16 protein-coding genes are annotated in these 16885 nt (G+C 57.4%); 8 read left to right on the top strand and 8 right to left on the bottom strand.

The genetic code is table 11. The annotated features are described in order from the left end of the window. Positions 1-73: 73 nt before the first annotated feature. The 3 genes from ACDI13_RS15160 to ACDI13_RS15170 are packed head-to-tail and all read right to left on the bottom strand — an operon-like array spanning position 74 to position 3755. The gene (locus tag ACDI13_RS15160; protein WP_372372505.1) at positions 74-1570 is read right to left on the bottom strand and encodes a TolC family protein; all 1497 of its coding nucleotides are present in this window, start codon (positions 1568-1570) and stop codon (positions 74-76) included. Positions 1571-1574: 4 nt separating this feature from the next. Continuing rightward, positions 1575-2261, bottom strand: a complete 687-nt coding sequence (locus tag ACDI13_RS15165) for a MarC family NAAT transporter (protein ID WP_316990647.1) — start codon at positions 2259-2261, stop codon at positions 1575-1577. 21 nt (positions 2262-2282) lie between these two features. Beyond that, positions 2283-3755: an amidohydrolase family protein gene (locus tag ACDI13_RS15170; RefSeq protein ID WP_316990648.1), complete on the bottom strand. Its 1473-nt coding sequence runs from the start codon at positions 3753-3755 to the stop codon at positions 2283-2285. A 242-nt stretch (positions 3756-3997) separates the two neighbouring features. Between ACDI13_RS15170 and ACDI13_RS15175 the strand changes: the two genes are divergently transcribed. The 5 genes from ACDI13_RS15175 to ACDI13_RS15195 all read left to right on the top strand — a co-directional run bounded on the left by ACDI13_RS15175 (position 3998) and on the right by ACDI13_RS15195 (position 9422). Further along, positions 3998-4252, top strand: coding sequence for a YtcA family lipoprotein (locus tag ACDI13_RS15175; protein WP_171902925.1), 255 nt, complete (start codon positions 3998-4000; stop codon positions 4250-4252). Positions 4253-4259: 7 nt separating this feature from the next. After that, positions 4260-5309 (top strand): multidrug transporter subunit MdtN, encoded by a 1050-nt coding sequence (gene mdtN / locus ACDI13_RS15180; protein WP_316990649.1) that lies wholly within the window; start codon positions 4260-4262, stop codon positions 5307-5309. Continuing rightward, a complete protein-coding gene (locus ACDI13_RS15185) occupies positions 5296-7047 on the top strand; it encodes an FUSC family protein (RefSeq protein ID WP_316990650.1) in 1752 nt (583 codons plus the stop codon). The genes mdtN and ACDI13_RS15185 overlap by 14 nt, the downstream gene beginning before the upstream one ends. Before the next feature lie 315 nt (positions 7048-7362). Continuing rightward, positions 7363-8742, top strand: coding sequence for an NCS2 family permease (locus ACDI13_RS15190; protein WP_316990651.1), 1380 nt, complete (start codon positions 7363-7365; stop codon positions 8740-8742). Positions 8743-8810: 68 nt separating this feature from the next. Beyond that, positions 8811-9422, top strand: a complete 612-nt coding sequence (locus ACDI13_RS15195) for an HAD-IB family hydrolase (protein WP_316990652.1) — start codon at positions 8811-8813, stop codon at positions 9420-9422. Positions 9423-9624: 202 nt separating this feature from the next. Here the strand turns inward: ACDI13_RS15195 and ACDI13_RS15200 are convergent, their stop codons facing one another. The 4 genes from ACDI13_RS15200 to ACDI13_RS15215 all read right to left on the bottom strand — a co-directional run bounded on the left by ACDI13_RS15200 (position 9625) and on the right by ACDI13_RS15215 (position 12057). Then, entirely contained in the window at positions 9625-10194 is a 570-nt protein-coding gene (locus ACDI13_RS15200) for an HdeD family acid-resistance protein (protein ID WP_316990653.1), read from the bottom strand. 326 nt (positions 10195-10520) lie between these two features. Next, a complete protein-coding gene (locus ACDI13_RS15205; protein WP_316990654.1) occupies positions 10521-11000 on the bottom strand; it encodes a copper chaperone PCu(A)C in 480 nt (159 codons plus the stop codon). A gap of 20 nt (positions 11001-11020) precedes the next feature. Beyond that, positions 11021-11638 (bottom strand): SCO family protein, encoded by a 618-nt coding sequence (locus ACDI13_RS15210; RefSeq protein ID WP_316990655.1) that lies wholly within the window; start codon positions 11636-11638, stop codon positions 11021-11023. A 56-nt stretch (positions 11639-11694) separates the two neighbouring features. Next, positions 11695-12057, bottom strand: a complete 363-nt coding sequence (locus tag ACDI13_RS15215) for a hypothetical protein (protein ID WP_316990656.1) — start codon at positions 12055-12057, stop codon at positions 11695-11697. 136 nt (positions 12058-12193) lie between these two features. On the opposite strand from ACDI13_RS15215, the gene ACDI13_RS15220 reads away from it, so the two are divergent. Then, positions 12194-12358: a hypothetical protein gene (locus tag ACDI13_RS15220; RefSeq protein ID WP_316990657.1), complete on the top strand. Its 165-nt coding sequence runs from the start codon at positions 12194-12196 to the stop codon at positions 12356-12358. A 22-nt stretch (positions 12359-12380) separates the two neighbouring features. Here the strand turns inward: ACDI13_RS15220 and ACDI13_RS15225 are convergent, their stop codons facing one another. Continuing rightward, a complete protein-coding gene (locus ACDI13_RS15225; protein WP_316990712.1) occupies positions 12381-14087 on the bottom strand; it encodes an FMN-binding glutamate synthase family protein in 1707 nt (568 codons plus the stop codon). Positions 14088-14461: 374 nt separating this feature from the next. Between ACDI13_RS15225 and ACDI13_RS15230 the strand changes: the two genes are divergently transcribed. Further along, a complete protein-coding gene (locus tag ACDI13_RS15230; protein ID WP_316990658.1) occupies positions 14462-16381 on the top strand; it encodes an FUSC family protein in 1920 nt (639 codons plus the stop codon). Beyond that, the gene (locus tag ACDI13_RS15235) at positions 16381-16845 is read left to right on the top strand and encodes a MarR family transcriptional regulator (RefSeq protein ID WP_316990659.1); all 465 of its coding nucleotides are present in this window, start codon (positions 16381-16383) and stop codon (positions 16843-16845) included. The genes ACDI13_RS15230 and ACDI13_RS15235 overlap by 1 nt, the downstream gene beginning before the upstream one ends. Positions 16846-16885: the final 40 nt, after the last annotated feature.

The raw sequence follows: 16885 nt of genomic DNA on the forward strand, positions 1-16885 counted from the left end.
ATGAGAAGGGAGTCGTAAATAGCTCCCTTTTTTATTCCTGCTGCACAAGAACGTTCGGCTTGATTTTTGCCGACTATTGACTGGTATTCCCAGGGGTTTGGGGAGCTTGATTGAGCTCGCCCATGGCAAAAGCCAGATTCACAGAGCCAACCAGACCTGCTGTATGAGCAGCAGTTTGGGCTTCTTGGGCTCCCAGCAGTCCGCTGTGTGCTTCGGTCAGCAAGGTCATGCCGGTCAGGCCTTCCTGGTAGGACTCCAGCGCACCTTGGTAGGTGATCTGGGCGGCTTCGACCAGGCTGGTAGCGGCTTGATGCGACTCCAGGGCGGCTCGCAGTGCGTCGGCGGCGATGATCATTTGCTTGTAGGCGTCCTGCTCGGTTTTGGCAACGCGTTCGCGTGCGGTGTCCGCACGTAGCTGGGCCTCGCGTACCTGCTTGTTGCGCAGTCCGGCGTCGTAGAGCGGGATACTGAGTGCCAGCACGGCTCCTCGGGAGGAGGATTGTGGGCTGACTTCGGGCAGACTGCCCACGTTTAATGAACCCATACGTTTGGAGATAAAACCCATCAAGGCCAGCTTGGGCATGAAGCTGGCTTCGGCGGAATCTATACCGGCCAGACTGGCCTGATGGGCCGCTTGCAGGGCCTGCACATCGGGCCGCTGGGCGATGGCTTTTTTTAATGTGTCATAGCCGGGGATGTCCAGATCATTGGGCAGGGGGTGGGTTGCGCTGTCGGTGACCTTCAGTTCCGTTTCGGGTGAAAGGCCAATCGCACCCAGCAAAGTTTGGTAGGACTGACGTGCCAGGGTGCTGGCATTCACATGGTGCAAACGGGCCTGGGCTTTCAACTGTCGTGCCTGAGCCACTTCAATCTGGGTGCCCAGTCCATTGCGTTGCCGCTCCAGGGCGATATCCTCAATCAGGGCCGCATTTTTCAGGCCCTGGGCCGAGATCTGTGCGCGCTGGCGGGCCGAGTTGTAGTTGAAGTAGCTGATGGACACTTCGGCAATCACGGCCTGATGCACGCCACTGAAGGTAATGCGGCTGGCCATGGCCAGCTTGTCGGCGGCTTCTTGCAAGGCAGCGCGTTTGCCAAAGTCGAACAGTAACCATTTCAAGGTCAGGGACGGGACGGCGCCGCTTAAATGCGTGTCGTAGTCCACATCGACCTCTCTGCCCAGAATGTGCACGCTGCTGTCGCGATCGCTGCGCATATAGCCGCCTACGACGCTGGCGGAGATAAGGGGCAGGTAGGCACTTGCCACCATGCCGGCGGCTTGTGCTGCTTGTTGAGCCTCACCCCAGGCAATGCGGGTGCTGGGGTTCAGGCGTTGGGCCAGGTCGATCAGTTCAGGCAGGCTGTATTCATGATTGGCCCGTACACGGGGAGCGGGCTGGCTTTGATCGGGGCCGCTGTACTCGGCCAATGTCAGGCGGGGTGGCTGCGGCGCGTCGTGCTCGGGTAGGGCCTGGGCCATGGGTTTGTGATCGGGCGCAGCGCAGGCGGCCAGCGTAAGGGCGGCCATGACTGCCAAGGTACGACGCACTGCAGGAGCACAAGACATAGACATAAATTCAGGACGCGGCAGAATGAGTCAGCAAAGTAACAGCATACTGCTGCACGCCTTCCAGAACGAGCTGTACCGCCATGCAGACCAGCAAAAAACCCATGATGCGTGAGATGGCATCGATACCGTTATGCCCAATTACACGCACGATGCTGAGCGAGGAGCGCAGGCAAATGAAGAAGATCACTCCGATCAGCAGGGCCAGAATGACGGGCGTTGCCACCAGCACCCATTCAGCATAGTGTTCACGCATGCCTGCCATTTTGGAGGAAGCACTAATGACCAGGGCCATGGTGCCGGGGCCGACCGTGGAGGGCAAGGTCAGCGGGACAAAGGCGATATTGTTGTGGGCCGCGGTGTTCTGATCGGCTGCCTTGGAAACTACATCGCTGACGGTGGGAGGAAATAGCATGCGAAAGCCGATATAGGCCACGATCAACCCGCCTGCGATACGCATATCCACCATGGAGATGCCCAGTGCCGAGGTAATCCATAAACCTGCGTAATAGGTAATCAGCAAGGCAAGGATGACATACAGGGTTGCTTGGCGTAGTTGCTGTTTCTTTTCTTGTGCGCTTAGGGTTTCGCCAAGAGACAGGTACATCACCATGGACGTCAAGGGATTGGCCATGGGCAGCAAAAACGCCAGTCCCAGACCGATCAATTTGAACAACTGCATCAATTCGTTTGGCATAGGCATTCCCAGAGGATGGGGTCAGGTGGGTAGAGCGTTCTTGTAAATCTTGCCGTCCTTGATGATCAGCAGCAGGTTCTGTTCGGGCTGCTCCAGAAAGTTCAGGTTTTGCTCGGGCTCGCCATCGATCAATAGCAGGTCGGCCAGCGCACCGGGGCGAATTACGCCCAGTTCGCCGTCATAGGGTTGTCGCAAACCTGACAATTGCAGCAGGCGGCCATTGTCGCCTGTCGCCATTTTCAGCACTTTGAGCGGATTATAAAAACGGGTCAGCTTGGACAGCATGCGGCCATGGTGGGGCAGGTGGGCGGGGGTGAACAGAATGTCGGTGCCCCAGGCCGTCTGGATCTGGTACTTGTCCGCCAGCTCGTAGGCACGTACGGTTCCGACGGCAACCTGTTGCTGCTTGGCCTTGCTGCGCGGGTCGCGCTGAACGTTGGCATCCTCATCGGCCAGAAAGGGCTGCAGGCTCCACCACACGCCTTCGTCTGCCATCATGCGGGCGGTTTCCTCGTCCGCAAGCTGGCCGTGCTCGATGGATTTCACGCCCGCCTTGATCGCACGCTGGATACCACGGGCGCAATACACATGCACCATCACGTAAGTCCCCCAGTCGCTGGCGGCACCCACGGCGGCGCGCAGTTCGGCATCGCTAAATTGCAGTCCCTCCAGCGGGTCGTACAAGGAGGTGACACCACCCCCGGCCATCAGCTTGATCTGGCTGGCGCCCAGCATCAGTTGTTCACGCACCCGGCGCAGGACTTGATCGGCACCATCGGCGATGCAAGTGACACCGGCTCGTTCGGTGTGGCTTAGCTCGCCTTCTGCGCGCGGGACTTCGTAGCGCATCCGGAAATCCGCATGGCCGCCCGTTTGTGCAATCATGGCCCCGCTGGGGTAGATACGGGGGCCGTGCAGCAAGCCCATATCAATGCCGCGCTTCAAGGAGAAACTGGGGCCACCGGCATCACGAACCGTGGTAAAGCCGCGCAGCAAGGTGCGCTCGGCCTCTTTGCTGGCAATCAAATGCAGGTCGGCTGGATCGGCCATCATGGCGGTCATCTGATCGACAGCGCACAAGAGACTATGCCAGTGGGCATCGATCAGACCAGGCATCAGGACTTTGTTCTGGCAGTCCATGACCGTGGCATCGGCCGGGATCTCGGCAACGGGCATGACAGCGGTAATGCGACCCTGGTCAATCTGGACAGCCAGCCCTTTTTGCAGCTCAGTCGTTTCACCATCAAACAGGCGCAAATTGCTGAGAATCAGTTTGGGTGCCAGAGCGAGGGGCTTTTGATCCAGTGCGTTATTGGATTGAAAGGCCGGACTTGCGGGGGCGGCGCTTGGAGCAAAACTTGCCGAGGCGCTTAAACGCTTGTGAATGAAAGGGATGGAAGGGTGTGCACAAACACAGGCGGGTACACCGTGGCGATAGGCCTGGCGTTGCTGGCGCAGGGCAGGGGACTGGCCCAGGTAAGAGTGAGTCTGCATGGCGTCCTAAAAAAGTCGGGAACACAAAGAGGCTGTGATGGTTGGTCGCGTGATGCGTCAGGCTGTGTCTGACAACGGCTCTTACTATAGCTGCAATAAGGCCAAGTACCTATGATGATGTGTACTGGAATAAACACGGGATTGCCCAGGTGCTCAGGTACAATGGCCCGCATCATTTCAATGCTGGATTCAGGCCCACGCCGTGGCCTGCTTGTGAACAAGAAATCGGGGAGATGCCACGCATGCGTGCGCTACTAGCCGGTCTGGCTGCTTTGCCCTTGTTGGGGGGGTGTTCTCTTGCACCGTCGGTCTATATGGCAGGTTCGTATTTCCCGGCCTGGCTGGTGTGCGTGCTGGGCGCCGTGCTGCTGACCTTGCTGATTCGTTGGGGGCTGATTCGTGCGGGAGTGGATGATGCCCTGCCCATGCGTTTGCCTGTCTATGCCTGCTTGACGCTGGCACTGACCTTTGCCGCCCTTCTTCTTTTCTTCGAGTGACTGAGCCATGACCCAGGCACAGAAATCCTCCCCCCGTAAAGGCGCTGCCCGCCTACTGAGCGTGCTGATTCTTGTCACCGCCCTTGTCTTGGCATGGTGGTATTTGCAGCGTTCTGCCAACAACCCCTTGTCTGAAGATGCGGTGGTTGGCGCCGATGTGGTGCATATCTCCAGCTCCTTGCCAGGGCGAATTGAGCGCATGGTGGTGCGTGACGGCCAGTTCGTTCACCGCGATGAATTGCTCTTTACCGTAGACCCGGTGTTTTATCAGTTGCGTTTGGAACAAGCCCAGGCGGAACTGGCGCTGGCCCAGGCGACGTTGGAGATGAAGCAGCGTGCCGTGCGCGCAGAAGGGCATAACGCCGTGATTGCCGATGATCAGATCACCCGTGCAAAAACCAATTTGGCGATGGCCACGCAAAGCCAGCGTCGCTTGGCCAATCTGGCGGCCAAGGGCTATGTGTCCCAACAGCAATTGGATGAAGCCAATACCTTGCTGCGTGATGCTCAAGTCACCTTGAAACAGGCAACAGAGCAATCCGGGGCCGCTCAGGCTCTGGTCGGCAATACGCAAGCAGAGGAAGCCATGGTGCAAGCGCGTCAGGCGGGTCTGGCGATGGCCCAGCGTGATCTGGAGCATACCCAGGTCAAGGCACCGCACAATGGCCGGATTGTGGGTTTGCGTATCGGCGCGGGCGAACATTTAATGCCCGGTACCTCCGTCTTTACCTTGCTGGATACGGACTCCTGGTATGTCACGGGCATGTACCGGGAAACGGATCTGAAAGAGATCAAACCCGGCACGTGCGCCACCGTGTATGTGTTGTCTGATCCTTCGCGCAAGCTCTCGGGCAAGGTGGAGGAAATAGGTTGGGGCGTCAGCAGCCAGGAGCAGATCAATTTGCCGCGCAGCCTGCCGTATATTCAAAAATCCATGAACTGGGTACGGGTGGCACAACGCTTTCCGGTACGTATCCGTCTGGATGCCCCGCCCGAGGACCTGATGCGTATGGGCGCGTCTGCCACCACCATCATTCATCGCGATGGCGACTGCTAAGACCGGCTTGTCGGGTCTGACGCGGCTTGTCTGGCAAGACTTGCAGCCCACCCCTGGGCGTCTGGCGCAAAGCTGGCGAGTGGCTGTGCTGTGCGCCCTGATGGTGTTGCTGGCCATGAACTACGGCATCCCCGAGTCGGCGGTCAGTTGTTTTGTCATCTTTTTTGTGATGAAGTCCGACGCTGGGGAAAGCTCGGTATTGGCGTTGGCCCTGGTGGTGCTGGTGTCGATTGTGGTGCTGCTGTTGGTGCCACTGATCCAGGTCACGATTGAGTATCCGGCCTGGCGTTTGCTGGCTATGGTGCTGACGTCCTTTGTGTTGCTGTTTTTAGGGGTTGCCAGCAAGCTGGGGCCTTTGGGCGGCATTATTGCTTTGGTCATCGCCTTTGTGCTGACTTTGCTGGGTTATGTCCCCTTCGGGGAAATTGCGACCCGTGCCGTGCTGTATGCCTGGTTGATGACCGTCGCCCCCATGGGCTTGGTGCTGATCTTCAATCTGTGTTTTGGTTTGTACCCGCACACGGTGCTGCGCCGTGAACTGGCCGCGCGCTTGCATTTGGCGGCTCAGGGTTTGACGGGGCAGGCCGATACGCAGGACTTGTGGGATGAACTGGCCTTGGGAGTCAGTGCACAACAAAAGCGATTGGGCTGGATACGGCTGTTTCATTTGCGAACGGCACAAGAGCAGGTGGATCTGGATCAGGCCATTTTGAATAGCTACCGGGTTTTGCTGGCCGTTGCCGTCCTGCGCGATCAGCATCTGGACACTGAGCAGGCAACGGCGTTTGCCCAGATCTGCGAGCGCAGCGCGCAGGATATTGAACAAGGCCGCTTGCCGCAGATGGACGATCTGCCCGAACTGCCGGCTTCCAGTTCTTTGGCTGTACAAGACTTGCATGATGCTTTGCTGGCTTTGTCGGGGGCGGTGTCCATTGGCAAGGCGGATCCGGAGCATGGCTCCTTCATGGTGCCCGATGCCTTTAGCAATCCGGTGTATCAGCACCATGCCTTGAAGGCGACGGCCGCTGCCGTGCTGTGTTATCTGATCTACAGCGCGGCAGACTGGCAGGGCATTCATACCGCCATGATTACCTGCTACGTGGCTGCTTTGGGTTCTACCGGGGAAACCGTACACAAGCTGGCTTTGCGGATTGTGGGCTGTTTGCTGGGGGCGGCGCTAGGCTTTATCACCATCCTGTTTGTGATGCCACATCTGCTGGATATTGGTGGCTTGATGGTTGTGGTTTTCCTGGTCTCCTTGTTGGGGGCCTGGGTGTTCTACGGTCCCGAACGCATTTCCTACGCCGGTATTCAAATTGCCTTTGCCTTTTATCTGGTGACCTTGCAGGGCTTTGGCCCCAGCTTTGATCTGGATTCGGCTCGGGATCGCGTGATCGGCATTTTGCTGGGTAATGCAGTCATGTACGTGATGTTTACCCAAATCTGGCCCGTCAGTATTGCCGGTTCGGTGCGTCAGCGTTTGGCCAAGGCTTCTGAAGGATTGAGCGGCCTGGGCAGTTTGTGGCAGGAGCGCCCGGCCCAGGCCGTGCAACAGTCGGCCAGTGTGGCCCAGGAATTGTCGGCGGCAAAATATGGATTGGCCTTGATGAAGCTGGAGCCGGAGCGTTTGCGGCCTGACGAGCAGCAGGCTCAGGATATGCAATCCCAATGGCAGAAGCTGCGCCAGCAGTTCATCGGCCAGGCTTATAGGCTGGTATCCCGCCACCCAGGCGATTGATAACCCTCATTACCTAGAGGTGATTTTCCTGTCTTTGACGGCTCGTAGAATGGGCCTCACTTCCCATTCTCGGGATTAAAAGAAGCGCCGCAAAGGCCTCGGTTCGGTCGGAGACACCCCCGTATACCTTTTTCTTTTTGTCTATGTCTGCATTTTGTTGCGGGCAGGGCTGGACTCGTCTTTGCTCGGTACTTCCTTTGATTCAGTTTGTGAGAAGTCTCCAGCCTCCTTGGGGCTGGAGCTGTCCATGACTGATTCCTGATGACGGCAACGCACCGTTTCAGACATCACAATACTGATAAAGGAGCATGAAGTATGGCTGAGCAAGAATCTGCATTGCGGCCAGGGCAGGAGGCCCTGGTCCCGCCGCTTGCTGGCGGTTGGTTGCAAAAACATTTTGCTTATAAAGAGCGTGGCAGCTCCTTGCGCCAGGAGGTTCTGGCTGGGCTGACCACGTTTCTGGCAATGGTGTATTCCGTCTTTGTCGTGCCGTCCATGTTGGGTAAGGCGGGCTTTGATACCTCGTCGGTTTTTGTGGCCGTGTGTCTGACCAGCGCCTTTGGCTCTTTGCTGATGGGGTTGTGGGCGAATCTGCCCATTGCGGTGGGCTGTGCCTTGTCTCTGACGGCATTTTTGGCTTTTGATCTGGTGCTCGGGCAGCAACTCAGCCCTGCTGTGGCACTGGGGGCGGTGTTTTTGATGGGGCTGCTTTTTACGCTGATTTCCGCCACCGGGATTCGTACCTGGATTTTGCGTAATTTGCCCCTGGGTATTGCGCATGGTACGGGTATTGGGATTGGCCTGTTCCTGCTGATGATTGCCTCCAACGAGGTGGGCCTGGTCACCCGCAATACCGGCGCTGGTCTGCCGCTTGCCTTAGGGGATGTCACGGCGATGCCCGTGTGGCTAAGCGTGCTGGGTCTGGCGGCCATTTTTGGCCTGGAGCGCCGTCGGGTAACGGGCGGTATCTTGCTGGTGATTTTAGGGCTGTCGGCAGTGGGTCTGATCTTTGACCCCACTGTGCGCTTTACGGGTTTGTTCGCCATGCCCAGCTTGCTGGGCGAGAATTCCTTGATCGGCGCGATGGATATAGGCGGGGCCTTGAACGCGGTGGTTCTGCCCAGCGTTCTGGCCTTGGTGATGACGGCGGTGTTTGATGCCACCGGCACCATTCGCGCGGTGGCAGGCAATGCCGGGCAATTGGATAAAGATGGACAGATCATCAATGGCAGCCGTGCCTTGACGACGGACTCGCTCAGTTCCTTGGTCTCTGCCAGCTTGGGGGCTTCGCCTGCCGCGGCCTATATTGAATCCGCTGCCGGAACAGCCGCCGGGGGCCGTACCGGTCTGACCGCGGTGGTGGTTGGCCTGGGTTTTTTGCTGCTGATCTTCCTGTCGCCTTTGGCGGGTCTGGTGCCTTCCTATGCGACTGCGCCTGCCTTGATGTACGTGGGCTTGCTGATGCTGGGGGGCGTGCGTCATCTGAATACCGACGATATGGTTGATACCATGGCGGGCCTGGTTTGCGCCGTGTTTATTGTGCTGACCGTCAATATTGTCACAGGCATCATGCTGGGTTTTTGTACGCTGGTGCTAGGCCGTCTGTTCTCGGGTGAACTGCGTCGCCTAAATGTGGGCACGGTTCTGATTGCGCTTGCCTTGGCTGTTTTCTACCTGGGGGGCTGGGCTTTATAAAGTGAGACTTGGGAGGGACGGGTGTTCCCCTTTACACTAGCCTGTTTTTTTAAACTAAAGGGGTATCTGTGCTGGTCGCATTTGATTTTGATGGCACGATTACAGACCGAGACAGCTTGCAGGACTTTGTACGCCATATGCGAGGCTGGCCGGTCTGTCTTCGTGCTTATCTAGCCTGCGTGCCCCGTGTGTTGGTGTGGGATCGGGGCCCGCAGCGTCGTCAGGCGATCAAGCATCGTTTTTTACGCAGTGCCTTGGGTGGTTTGAGCCGGGAGCAGGTTCAGGCGCTGGCCGACGCTTATGTGCGGGACTACGTGCCGCAGATGGTCCGTCCTGAAATGATGGAACGAATCCGTGCTCACCGAGAGCGGGGTGACACGATGGTGCTGGTCAGTGCTTCGCCATCCATTTATTTGCAACCTTGGGCGAAGGCTCAGGGCATGGTTCAGGTGCTGGCGACAGAGCTGGCCTTTGATGAACAAAAAGCTTGTGTGGGTATGGCCAGCGCGAATTGCTGGGGACAGGAGAAGGTGAATCGCTTGCAGGCTTGGCTGGGGGATAAGCCTGTAGAGCTGGACATGGCCTATGGCGATAGCCCCGGTGATACGCAGATGCTGGCACATACACGTCAGCCCTGGTTGCGGGGACGGGATGCGGCCTTGCCGGCACTGGAAGCCTAGTACTTGATTTTATGGTTTGCGCTGTTCCGGTTGAGTCGCAGATTCAGGGGCCTGGGAGCAGGTCTAAAGCCTACGACCAAGAATAAAAATAACAAAATGCCCGACCAGATTTTCATTTTGGTCGGGCATTTTTTTGGAGCCATGTTTAGTGATCTAGTCAGCGGAGATCAAACCAGGCAGTAGTTTGATCCTTGACGATGCTTCAGTTCTGATCGCGTTTGATCGCCATTCCAACCAAGAGGCTGGCCCAACCTTGGGTCAGCAAATCAATGCCCAGGATCAGTCCCAGAATCCAGACGCTATTGCCGGGCCAGCCTGCCGCAATGATCAAACCGGCTGCCAGCGTAATCAGGCCGGAAAAGGCCATCCAGCCGCCGCCAGCCTGGGCCCGGTTCTGGAACCAGATCCAGAGTCGGAATGCGCCGGAGGCGATCAGGAAAGCGCCAAATACCAGGGTCAGAACGGTGGCGCCCACCAAGGGGTTGCTAATGGCAATCAAACCGGCGAACAAGTACAAAATGCCGCTCAGGCTCCAGAACAGAAAGCCGCGCCAACCTTTGGAGCTCCAGGCATGAGCCAGATGCAGTACGCCGCCTATACTCATCAGAATACCGACGTACACCACGCTGGCAACGGTGGCGCCAACCACGTAGATCAGGGCGATCAGACCCAGAATAATCAGGGCAATACCCAGACCAATAAACCATCCTGGTTTCAAGGGCAGTTGACGTAGTAACTCAGAGCGATTGTTGTCATGGGGACTTAGAGCCATCTAGGTACTCCTTGCAAGGTTAAACCGACGCTACGGTTTTAACTGTACTCCAGACCTGTGCAGGGGCCTAGCGATATGCAAGGGGACGGTTCCAGAAACACGAAGGCCCTACCGTTGCGGTAGGGCCTATATGCCGCTCTGGCGGCGGTGAACTACCATGATGGCAGTTTTGGGAAGCTGTGTTTCAGACAGCTTACTGACACTATGTCAGTGATTTCACTGTACGTCAGCGAATCAAAATCCGCCAATTATGGAAAACCCGCAAGTCTGAAACAAAGCCCTTCAAACCGCTCAAGCAGGTGGCGTTCAGGGGTGGGGAACATGGCTTAGTGGCCGTGCTCTCCCTTATGGCCCTGGTTGGCCTTGGTGTTCAAGGCACGGACTGGGGCGTTGATTTTCAGCTCTTCCTTTTGACCGGCGGCGTTCTGGATTTCCAGGGTGATGTCCACAGAGCTGCCTGCTTCAACCTGCTTGTCCAGACCCAGCAGCATGATGTGGTAGCCGCCAGGTTTCAGTGCGACAGCCTTGCCGGTGGGCAGGTCGATTTTCTCGACCTGACGCATGCGCATCACGTCGTTTTCCATGGCCATTTCATGCACCTCCACCTGTTTGCTCAAGCTGCTGCTGGCACCCACCAATTGGGCGTTGTCAGTGGATTGCAGCACCATGAAGGCGCCAGTGGCTTGCTGGCCGGGAACCGTGGCGCGAACCCAGGGATCGGTCACGGTGACTTCGGCCTGGGCCAGGGTGGGCAGGCTCATCAAGGCAGCCAGGGAGAAAAGCGAGGAAGCAATAGTACGTTTCATGTTGGTAATCCTGTTGGGGTTCACTTGCTCAAAGCCAGTACCTGGCGGATATCAGCCACGGCTTCTTCAGCCGTTTGCGTATGACGCAGGGCGATCTGCAGCTTGCCTTGTGTGTCGTACACATAGGTCAAGGCACTGTGGTCCATGGTGTAGCTGGAGCCGGTAGGAACCTTTTGATAAAAAACTTTGAAGTCGCTGGCGGTCTTGGCTAGCTCTTCTTCGGTAGGGCGCAGTGCGACGAAGCCAGGGTCAAAAGCCTGCATGTAGGCTCGCAGCAATTCGGGCGTATCGCGCTCCGGGTCAATGGAGATAAACAAGACCTGCAGCTTGTCGCCATCCTCGCCCAACTGCTCCTTGATGTCGACGGCACGGGTCAGTGCAGTCGGGCAGACGTCGGGACATTGAGTAAAACCAAAGAAGATCAGTACGATCTTGTCGCGATAGTCGGCCATGGTGCGACGTTGGCCTTCGGTATCGAGCAAGCTGAAATCCTTGGCAAAGTCGGCGCTGCTCATGTCCACACCTTCCAGATTGCGAAAGGCAGGCTGCTTGGGGGCCTTGTCGCCGCAGGCGCTCAGGACCAAAGGAGTGGCCAGCATGGCAAGCAAAAGCTGGCGGCGTGAGAAGGAGGCGTTCATAGAAATATCCCGCTAATTGACAACATGGAGTGGCTGCGCCGGGCAGCCAGAGCTGGTCAGGAAACGAGGGTAGGGGGAGGTCCGCGCGCACTCAGGGGCGGGCCCGTCAGGGGAAGAACGGGAACCGCCGCCTGTTGGGCCGTGTCCCAGGTATGTCGCGGTGTTTGTGTCAGATCCCAGGCGGGGCTGGGCGTATCATTCAGGGCTTTTTGTGCCTGGGCCTGGGCGAACAGACAGGCCGCATGCAGGCTGTGTTGCTCGTCGTGCTTTGGGCCACCAGGTAGCTGGCTGCTCCATTGCGCCAGGAAGGGATCGCCCTGCACGCACAAACTGAGTGCGGCTGCGTTGGCAGGGTCGGTGCTGGGCATATAGCCATTGGGAATCAGGCCACGCAAGAGCAGGGCGCATATCGCCAACACCAGTAAAAACCGGCGGCGAGTACCTGAGAAGGGAGATGCGCAGTGCCTGACCATGATCAGAGCATTCTAGTACAGATGGAAATCTGTTTGCCCAAATTCTGTGGCACAGTAGACGCTTATCATCAAGGAGCTTGATATGCGACAGATGTATGGGGTGCTGAGCGCCTTGGTCATGGTTCTGGGACTGGCGGCGTGTTCAACACCGGACCGTTCAGCCGACAGCAGTTGGAGTCGGCCCTCCGGTGTTGAAGTTTATGGAGAAGTAGATACGGGGGTTGGTGTGCAGCGGCGGTCTCGCTAAGGAAACGGCCGCCCTACCATGTTCAGGCCAGGGCTTGGCCGGCGCTGTCTGCGGCATCCTGCTTTTTGATCGTGTCCTCGGGGTCAGCCTCATCATTCAAGTACGACAAGGCTTTGCTCAGGCTGTAGGCCGGTTCAAAGGAGTCGGGATTGGCCATGGGCCAACCGACCCGGAAAATCGTTTGACGGTAGTGGCCGCGCAGCAGCTCACCTTTTTTCAGATCCGGGAACAGAGCCGACATCACACGCACTTCGCCGTTGCTGATACGGCGGGCGATATGGTGAGGACGTAGTTGGTCCGGATGTTCCAGGCCGGCCGCGCCCAGCAATTCCGCCAGGGCTTTGAGCGTATTGCCATGGAAGCTGGCCACGCGCAGGGATTTGTCATCCACTACCAGGGCTTTTTGACGTTGCGGGTCCTGGGTAGCTACACCCGTCGGGCATTTGTCGGTATGACAGGCTTGAGCCTGGATGCAGCCCACCGCAAACATGAAGCCGCGTGCGCTATTGCACCAGTCTGCGCCCAAGGCCATGATGCGGGCCATGTCAAAGGCACTGATGATCTTGCCCGAGGCGCCCAGACGGATTTGTTCGCGTAGGCCAATTCCGACCAAGGTGTTGTGGACCAGGCGCAAGGCCTCACGCAAGGGCGTACCGACGTGGTCAATGAACTCCACGGGGGAGGCACCGGTCCCCCCTTCAGCGCCATCGACCACAATAAAGTCCGGTGTAATGCCTGTTTTCAGCATGGCTTTGGCAATGGCAAACCATTCCCAGGGGTGTCCGATACAGAGTTTGAAGCCCACGGGTTTGCCGCCGGACAAGGTACGCAGCTTGGCAACGAACTCCAGCAGTTCTACGGGGGAGTGGAAGGCGCTATGGCTAGGTGGCGAGTTACAGTCCACGCCCTCGGGTACACCGCGCGCCAGGGCAATTTCCGGTGAGACCTTGGTGCCGGGCAAGATACCGCCGTGGCCGGGTTTGGCCCCTTGCGACAGCTTGATTTCAATCATCTTGACGTGATCCTGGGTGGCGCGCTCGGCAAAGCGTTCGGGCGAGAAGTTGCCTTGCTCATCCCGGCAACCAAAATAGCCCGAGCCAATATTCCAGATCAGATCACCGCCGTGGCGCAGATGATAGGTGCTGATGCCGCCTTCGCCCGTGTCATGCGCAAAATTGCCCATTTTGGCGCCTTTGTTCAGGGCCAGGATGGCATTGGCCGACAAGGCCCCAAAACTCATGGCGGAGATATTCAGCACCGACAGCGAATAAGGCTGGGTACAGTCCGGCCCGCCCACATCAATGCGGAACTGCGAGTCCTTGATGTGCTTGGGCGTCATGGAGTGGTTGATCCACTCGTAACCATTGTTATAGACCTCTTGGTGGGTACCAAAAGGCTGCTTGTCGATCTCTTGTTTGGCACGCTGGTATACCAGGGAGCGATCCGCACGCGAAAAAGGGAGTTGCTGCTCATCGCCCTCCAGAAAGTACTGGCGAATTTCAGGGCGTATGGCTTCAAAAATGAAGCGCAGATTGCCAATAACCGGGTAGTTGCGACGAATGGCGTGACGAGTTTGCGTGATGTCCACCAAGCCCTGAATGCACAGGGCCAGCCCTGGGATCGCCAGCCATAGCCAGCTTGCGCTTTTGAACAAGGAAAGCAGCAAGAACAAGGCGGTCAGGCCAATGATGATGTAGAAGGCGGTGTAGCGTGTCAGCCACTTTTGCATAATGACTCCTGCCAGGAAAACGGGGTGATAGGGCAGGATTTCGGGTACCTGCCTATCGGAAGCCAACATCATAGAACGGTCCCGTACGGTTTGACCATGTCTGGATAGCGATAGTTTATGAAAACTGACAATGAAAAATGGTGTGACTGCCAAAGGGGAGAGTGAGCGTAGATTGTTGAGTCATCAAAGGCTGGGTGGAGTGCGGAGAAACGGCTGCGCCGCAGCATGAGATGGATTTTCCTATCTTATGGCCCATGTCTGGAGGGGCCGGATAGAGACGACAGGAAACAGGGCATTCAGCCGTCTGTAATTGAATAGGTAGCTAAGCTATCTATATAATCATGCTTTCGCTATTGTTCGGTTTCCCTTTTCTTATGTTTGCCTTTGCTCCTTGGATACAACTGGATCGGCCCGCACTATTACATGGTTTGAATATGGCCATGGCGGCCTGGCTGTCCTTTGCAATTGCTGTTTTGCTGTCCGTTGATAACCCCTTTTGGGCTGCCATGCCGGTGTGGGTCTTGTCCCAAGCCTATCGGGGGCTGGTGTATGAGCGGGCCTTGTGGCGGATTGTGGGAACCTTGATAGGAGCAGGGCTGGGCCTGGTGTTTTTGCATTTGCCCAATCCCTACTTGCAGTTGTTGGGCATGGCGCTGGTGGTGGGGGTGGCGTCGGCCTTGACTCATGTGTTTCGGGGTGCCTTGTCCTACTTGCCCATGCTGGCGGGGATTACGATTGGTGTGGTGGTGTTGCCGTCTGTGTTGGCTCCGGATGCTTCATTGGATCTGGCCGTGTCGCGGGTGGAGTGCACTTTGATCGGGGTGCTGATGACAACCTTGTTGTGCTCCCGGACGACACCCCGCAGTCGGCGCAAGACGTATTACCAGCGTGTGCGTGTTTTGGCCGCCGATGCCTTGCGTGTGGCGGCACACGCATTGGGGCCGTCTTATGCACAACCGGATCAGGCTTTGCTCAGCCGTATTCGGCAGGAGATAGTGGATCTGGACGCCCAAGCTCGTATTTTGGCGGCTGGTTCCTGGGATGCGTATCGCCGCCTGCCTTATGTAGACGCCTTCTTGTATGCGGTGATCGAGTTGCTGGCCGCCAGTGAAGTGATTGTGCGTCAAAGAGAAAGGGGACGGTGCCCCGCCGCTGATTATGCCTCGTCCTTGTTGGAGCAGGCGCAGCGCCTGCAAGACGGTCAGCCGTTGAAAGTGCTGGCAAAGACGGCAGTCAGACAAGAAGGGCAAGTCAGCCTGGCGCGTCTGCGCCGTGCCATGGGGCAAATTCAGCGAGCAGAAGAAGGCTTGTTTGCTGCCCGAGTGCCTGCTCGACGTGGTCGCCACCGTTTTCTGACCACGCCTGCTATTTCTGTCGATTGGTCGCTGGCAACCCGTACGGGGCTGATCAGTGGCTTGGCTGCTTTTAGTGCCGGGGCGATTGCCTTTGCCTTGTCCAGCCCGGCGCTGGAGCTGATGGCCATGGGGGTGTGTACCTTCTCCATTATTCTGGGTTCCATGCCGCGCCCGCAGTTAATGAGTCGCTCCATGTTTACCGGAATTACCGTGGGCGTGGTGGTAGCCAGCTTGTATCGCTATCTTGTTCAAGGGTATTTGGTGACGGACTGGCAGGTAATTGCCTCGGTACTGCCTTTTGTGGTGATCGGGGGCTTGTTGCGCGCCAATCGGCCCACGTCGGCCTGGGCGCTGGATGCGAATATGTGTTTTCAATTGGCCAGCCAGGCGGGTATGGCAGCGGTGAGCGGGCCTATCATTCTGAAAGAATCTTTGCCTTTGCTGGCGGGTTCGGCGGTGGTGTGTAGTGCCTTTTTCCTGTTGCCGCGCCGTACGCATCCTCGTGGTCAAGCCTTGGTGCGGCGAGTCGTGCGTGAGCTGTATCCCTTGATACGTCGCTCCCGCCCCCGTTTGTTTCGTGTATGGCGAGGGCGAGTGGCCCGGCAATGGGTGCAGTTGTTGCACTGGATGGGTGAACAAACCCCGCCGGGCTTGTTGTCGCTGATCAATTTGGGACGTGGCGTAGTTGAACTGAAACGCTTGGCCAAGCGCGGACCGGAGCAACAGGCATCCGTGCTGCTGGTCGGTGAACTACTGGAAGGGTTTGAGCACCAGCCGCAGAAGTTGGCCCAACAATTGCAGCGCATCAGCCAATCTTGCAGCGATACCGTTTTAACGCAGGCGATATTGGACGTCGCCCAGTCCTTGCACGGGGCCACGCCCGTTTTGGTTTATGCTTACCCGCCTAATGCTATGTCGCGCGCTGTGGAGACTTCCTGATGAATTACCAACTTTATGAACGGTTCGGCTTGTCCATGATTGTGCTGGCGCGCCTGTATCGTCGTGAATTGGATCAGACCCTGGTGCGGTATGGCGTGTCCGAGGCCACTATTTTGCCGATTCGTTATCTGGCTCAACTGGGCGAACCGATACGACAAGGGCAGTTGGCACGCATGATGCGCCTGGAAGGACCAACGCTGGTGCGCCTGATCGACCAACTGGAGTCTGGCGGTTTGCTGGAGCGTTTGCCTGATGAACAGGACAAGCGTGCGCGTCTTTTGCGACTGACTGAAAAAGGGCGCGACTTTCATGAACGCTTGCTGGAATTGTTGCGTCAGTCTCGTGCGCCCTTGTTTCAAGGGATTGCTGACGAAGACATAGAAGCGGCCTTGCGCTGTTTTGATCAACTGGCGAGTAATCTGGGGCTGGAGGCAAGGAATATGTCCAGTTTGTTTGGGGACTGAGCCCGCCTTGCTGATCTGATCACCGCTAATTTGGCGGCGT

The sequence above is a fragment of the Alcaligenes faecalis genome (assembly GCF_041521385.1).
In the GTDB taxonomy this organism is placed as follows: Bacteria; Pseudomonadota; Gammaproteobacteria; order Burkholderiales; family Burkholderiaceae_B; genus Alcaligenes; species Alcaligenes faecalis_E.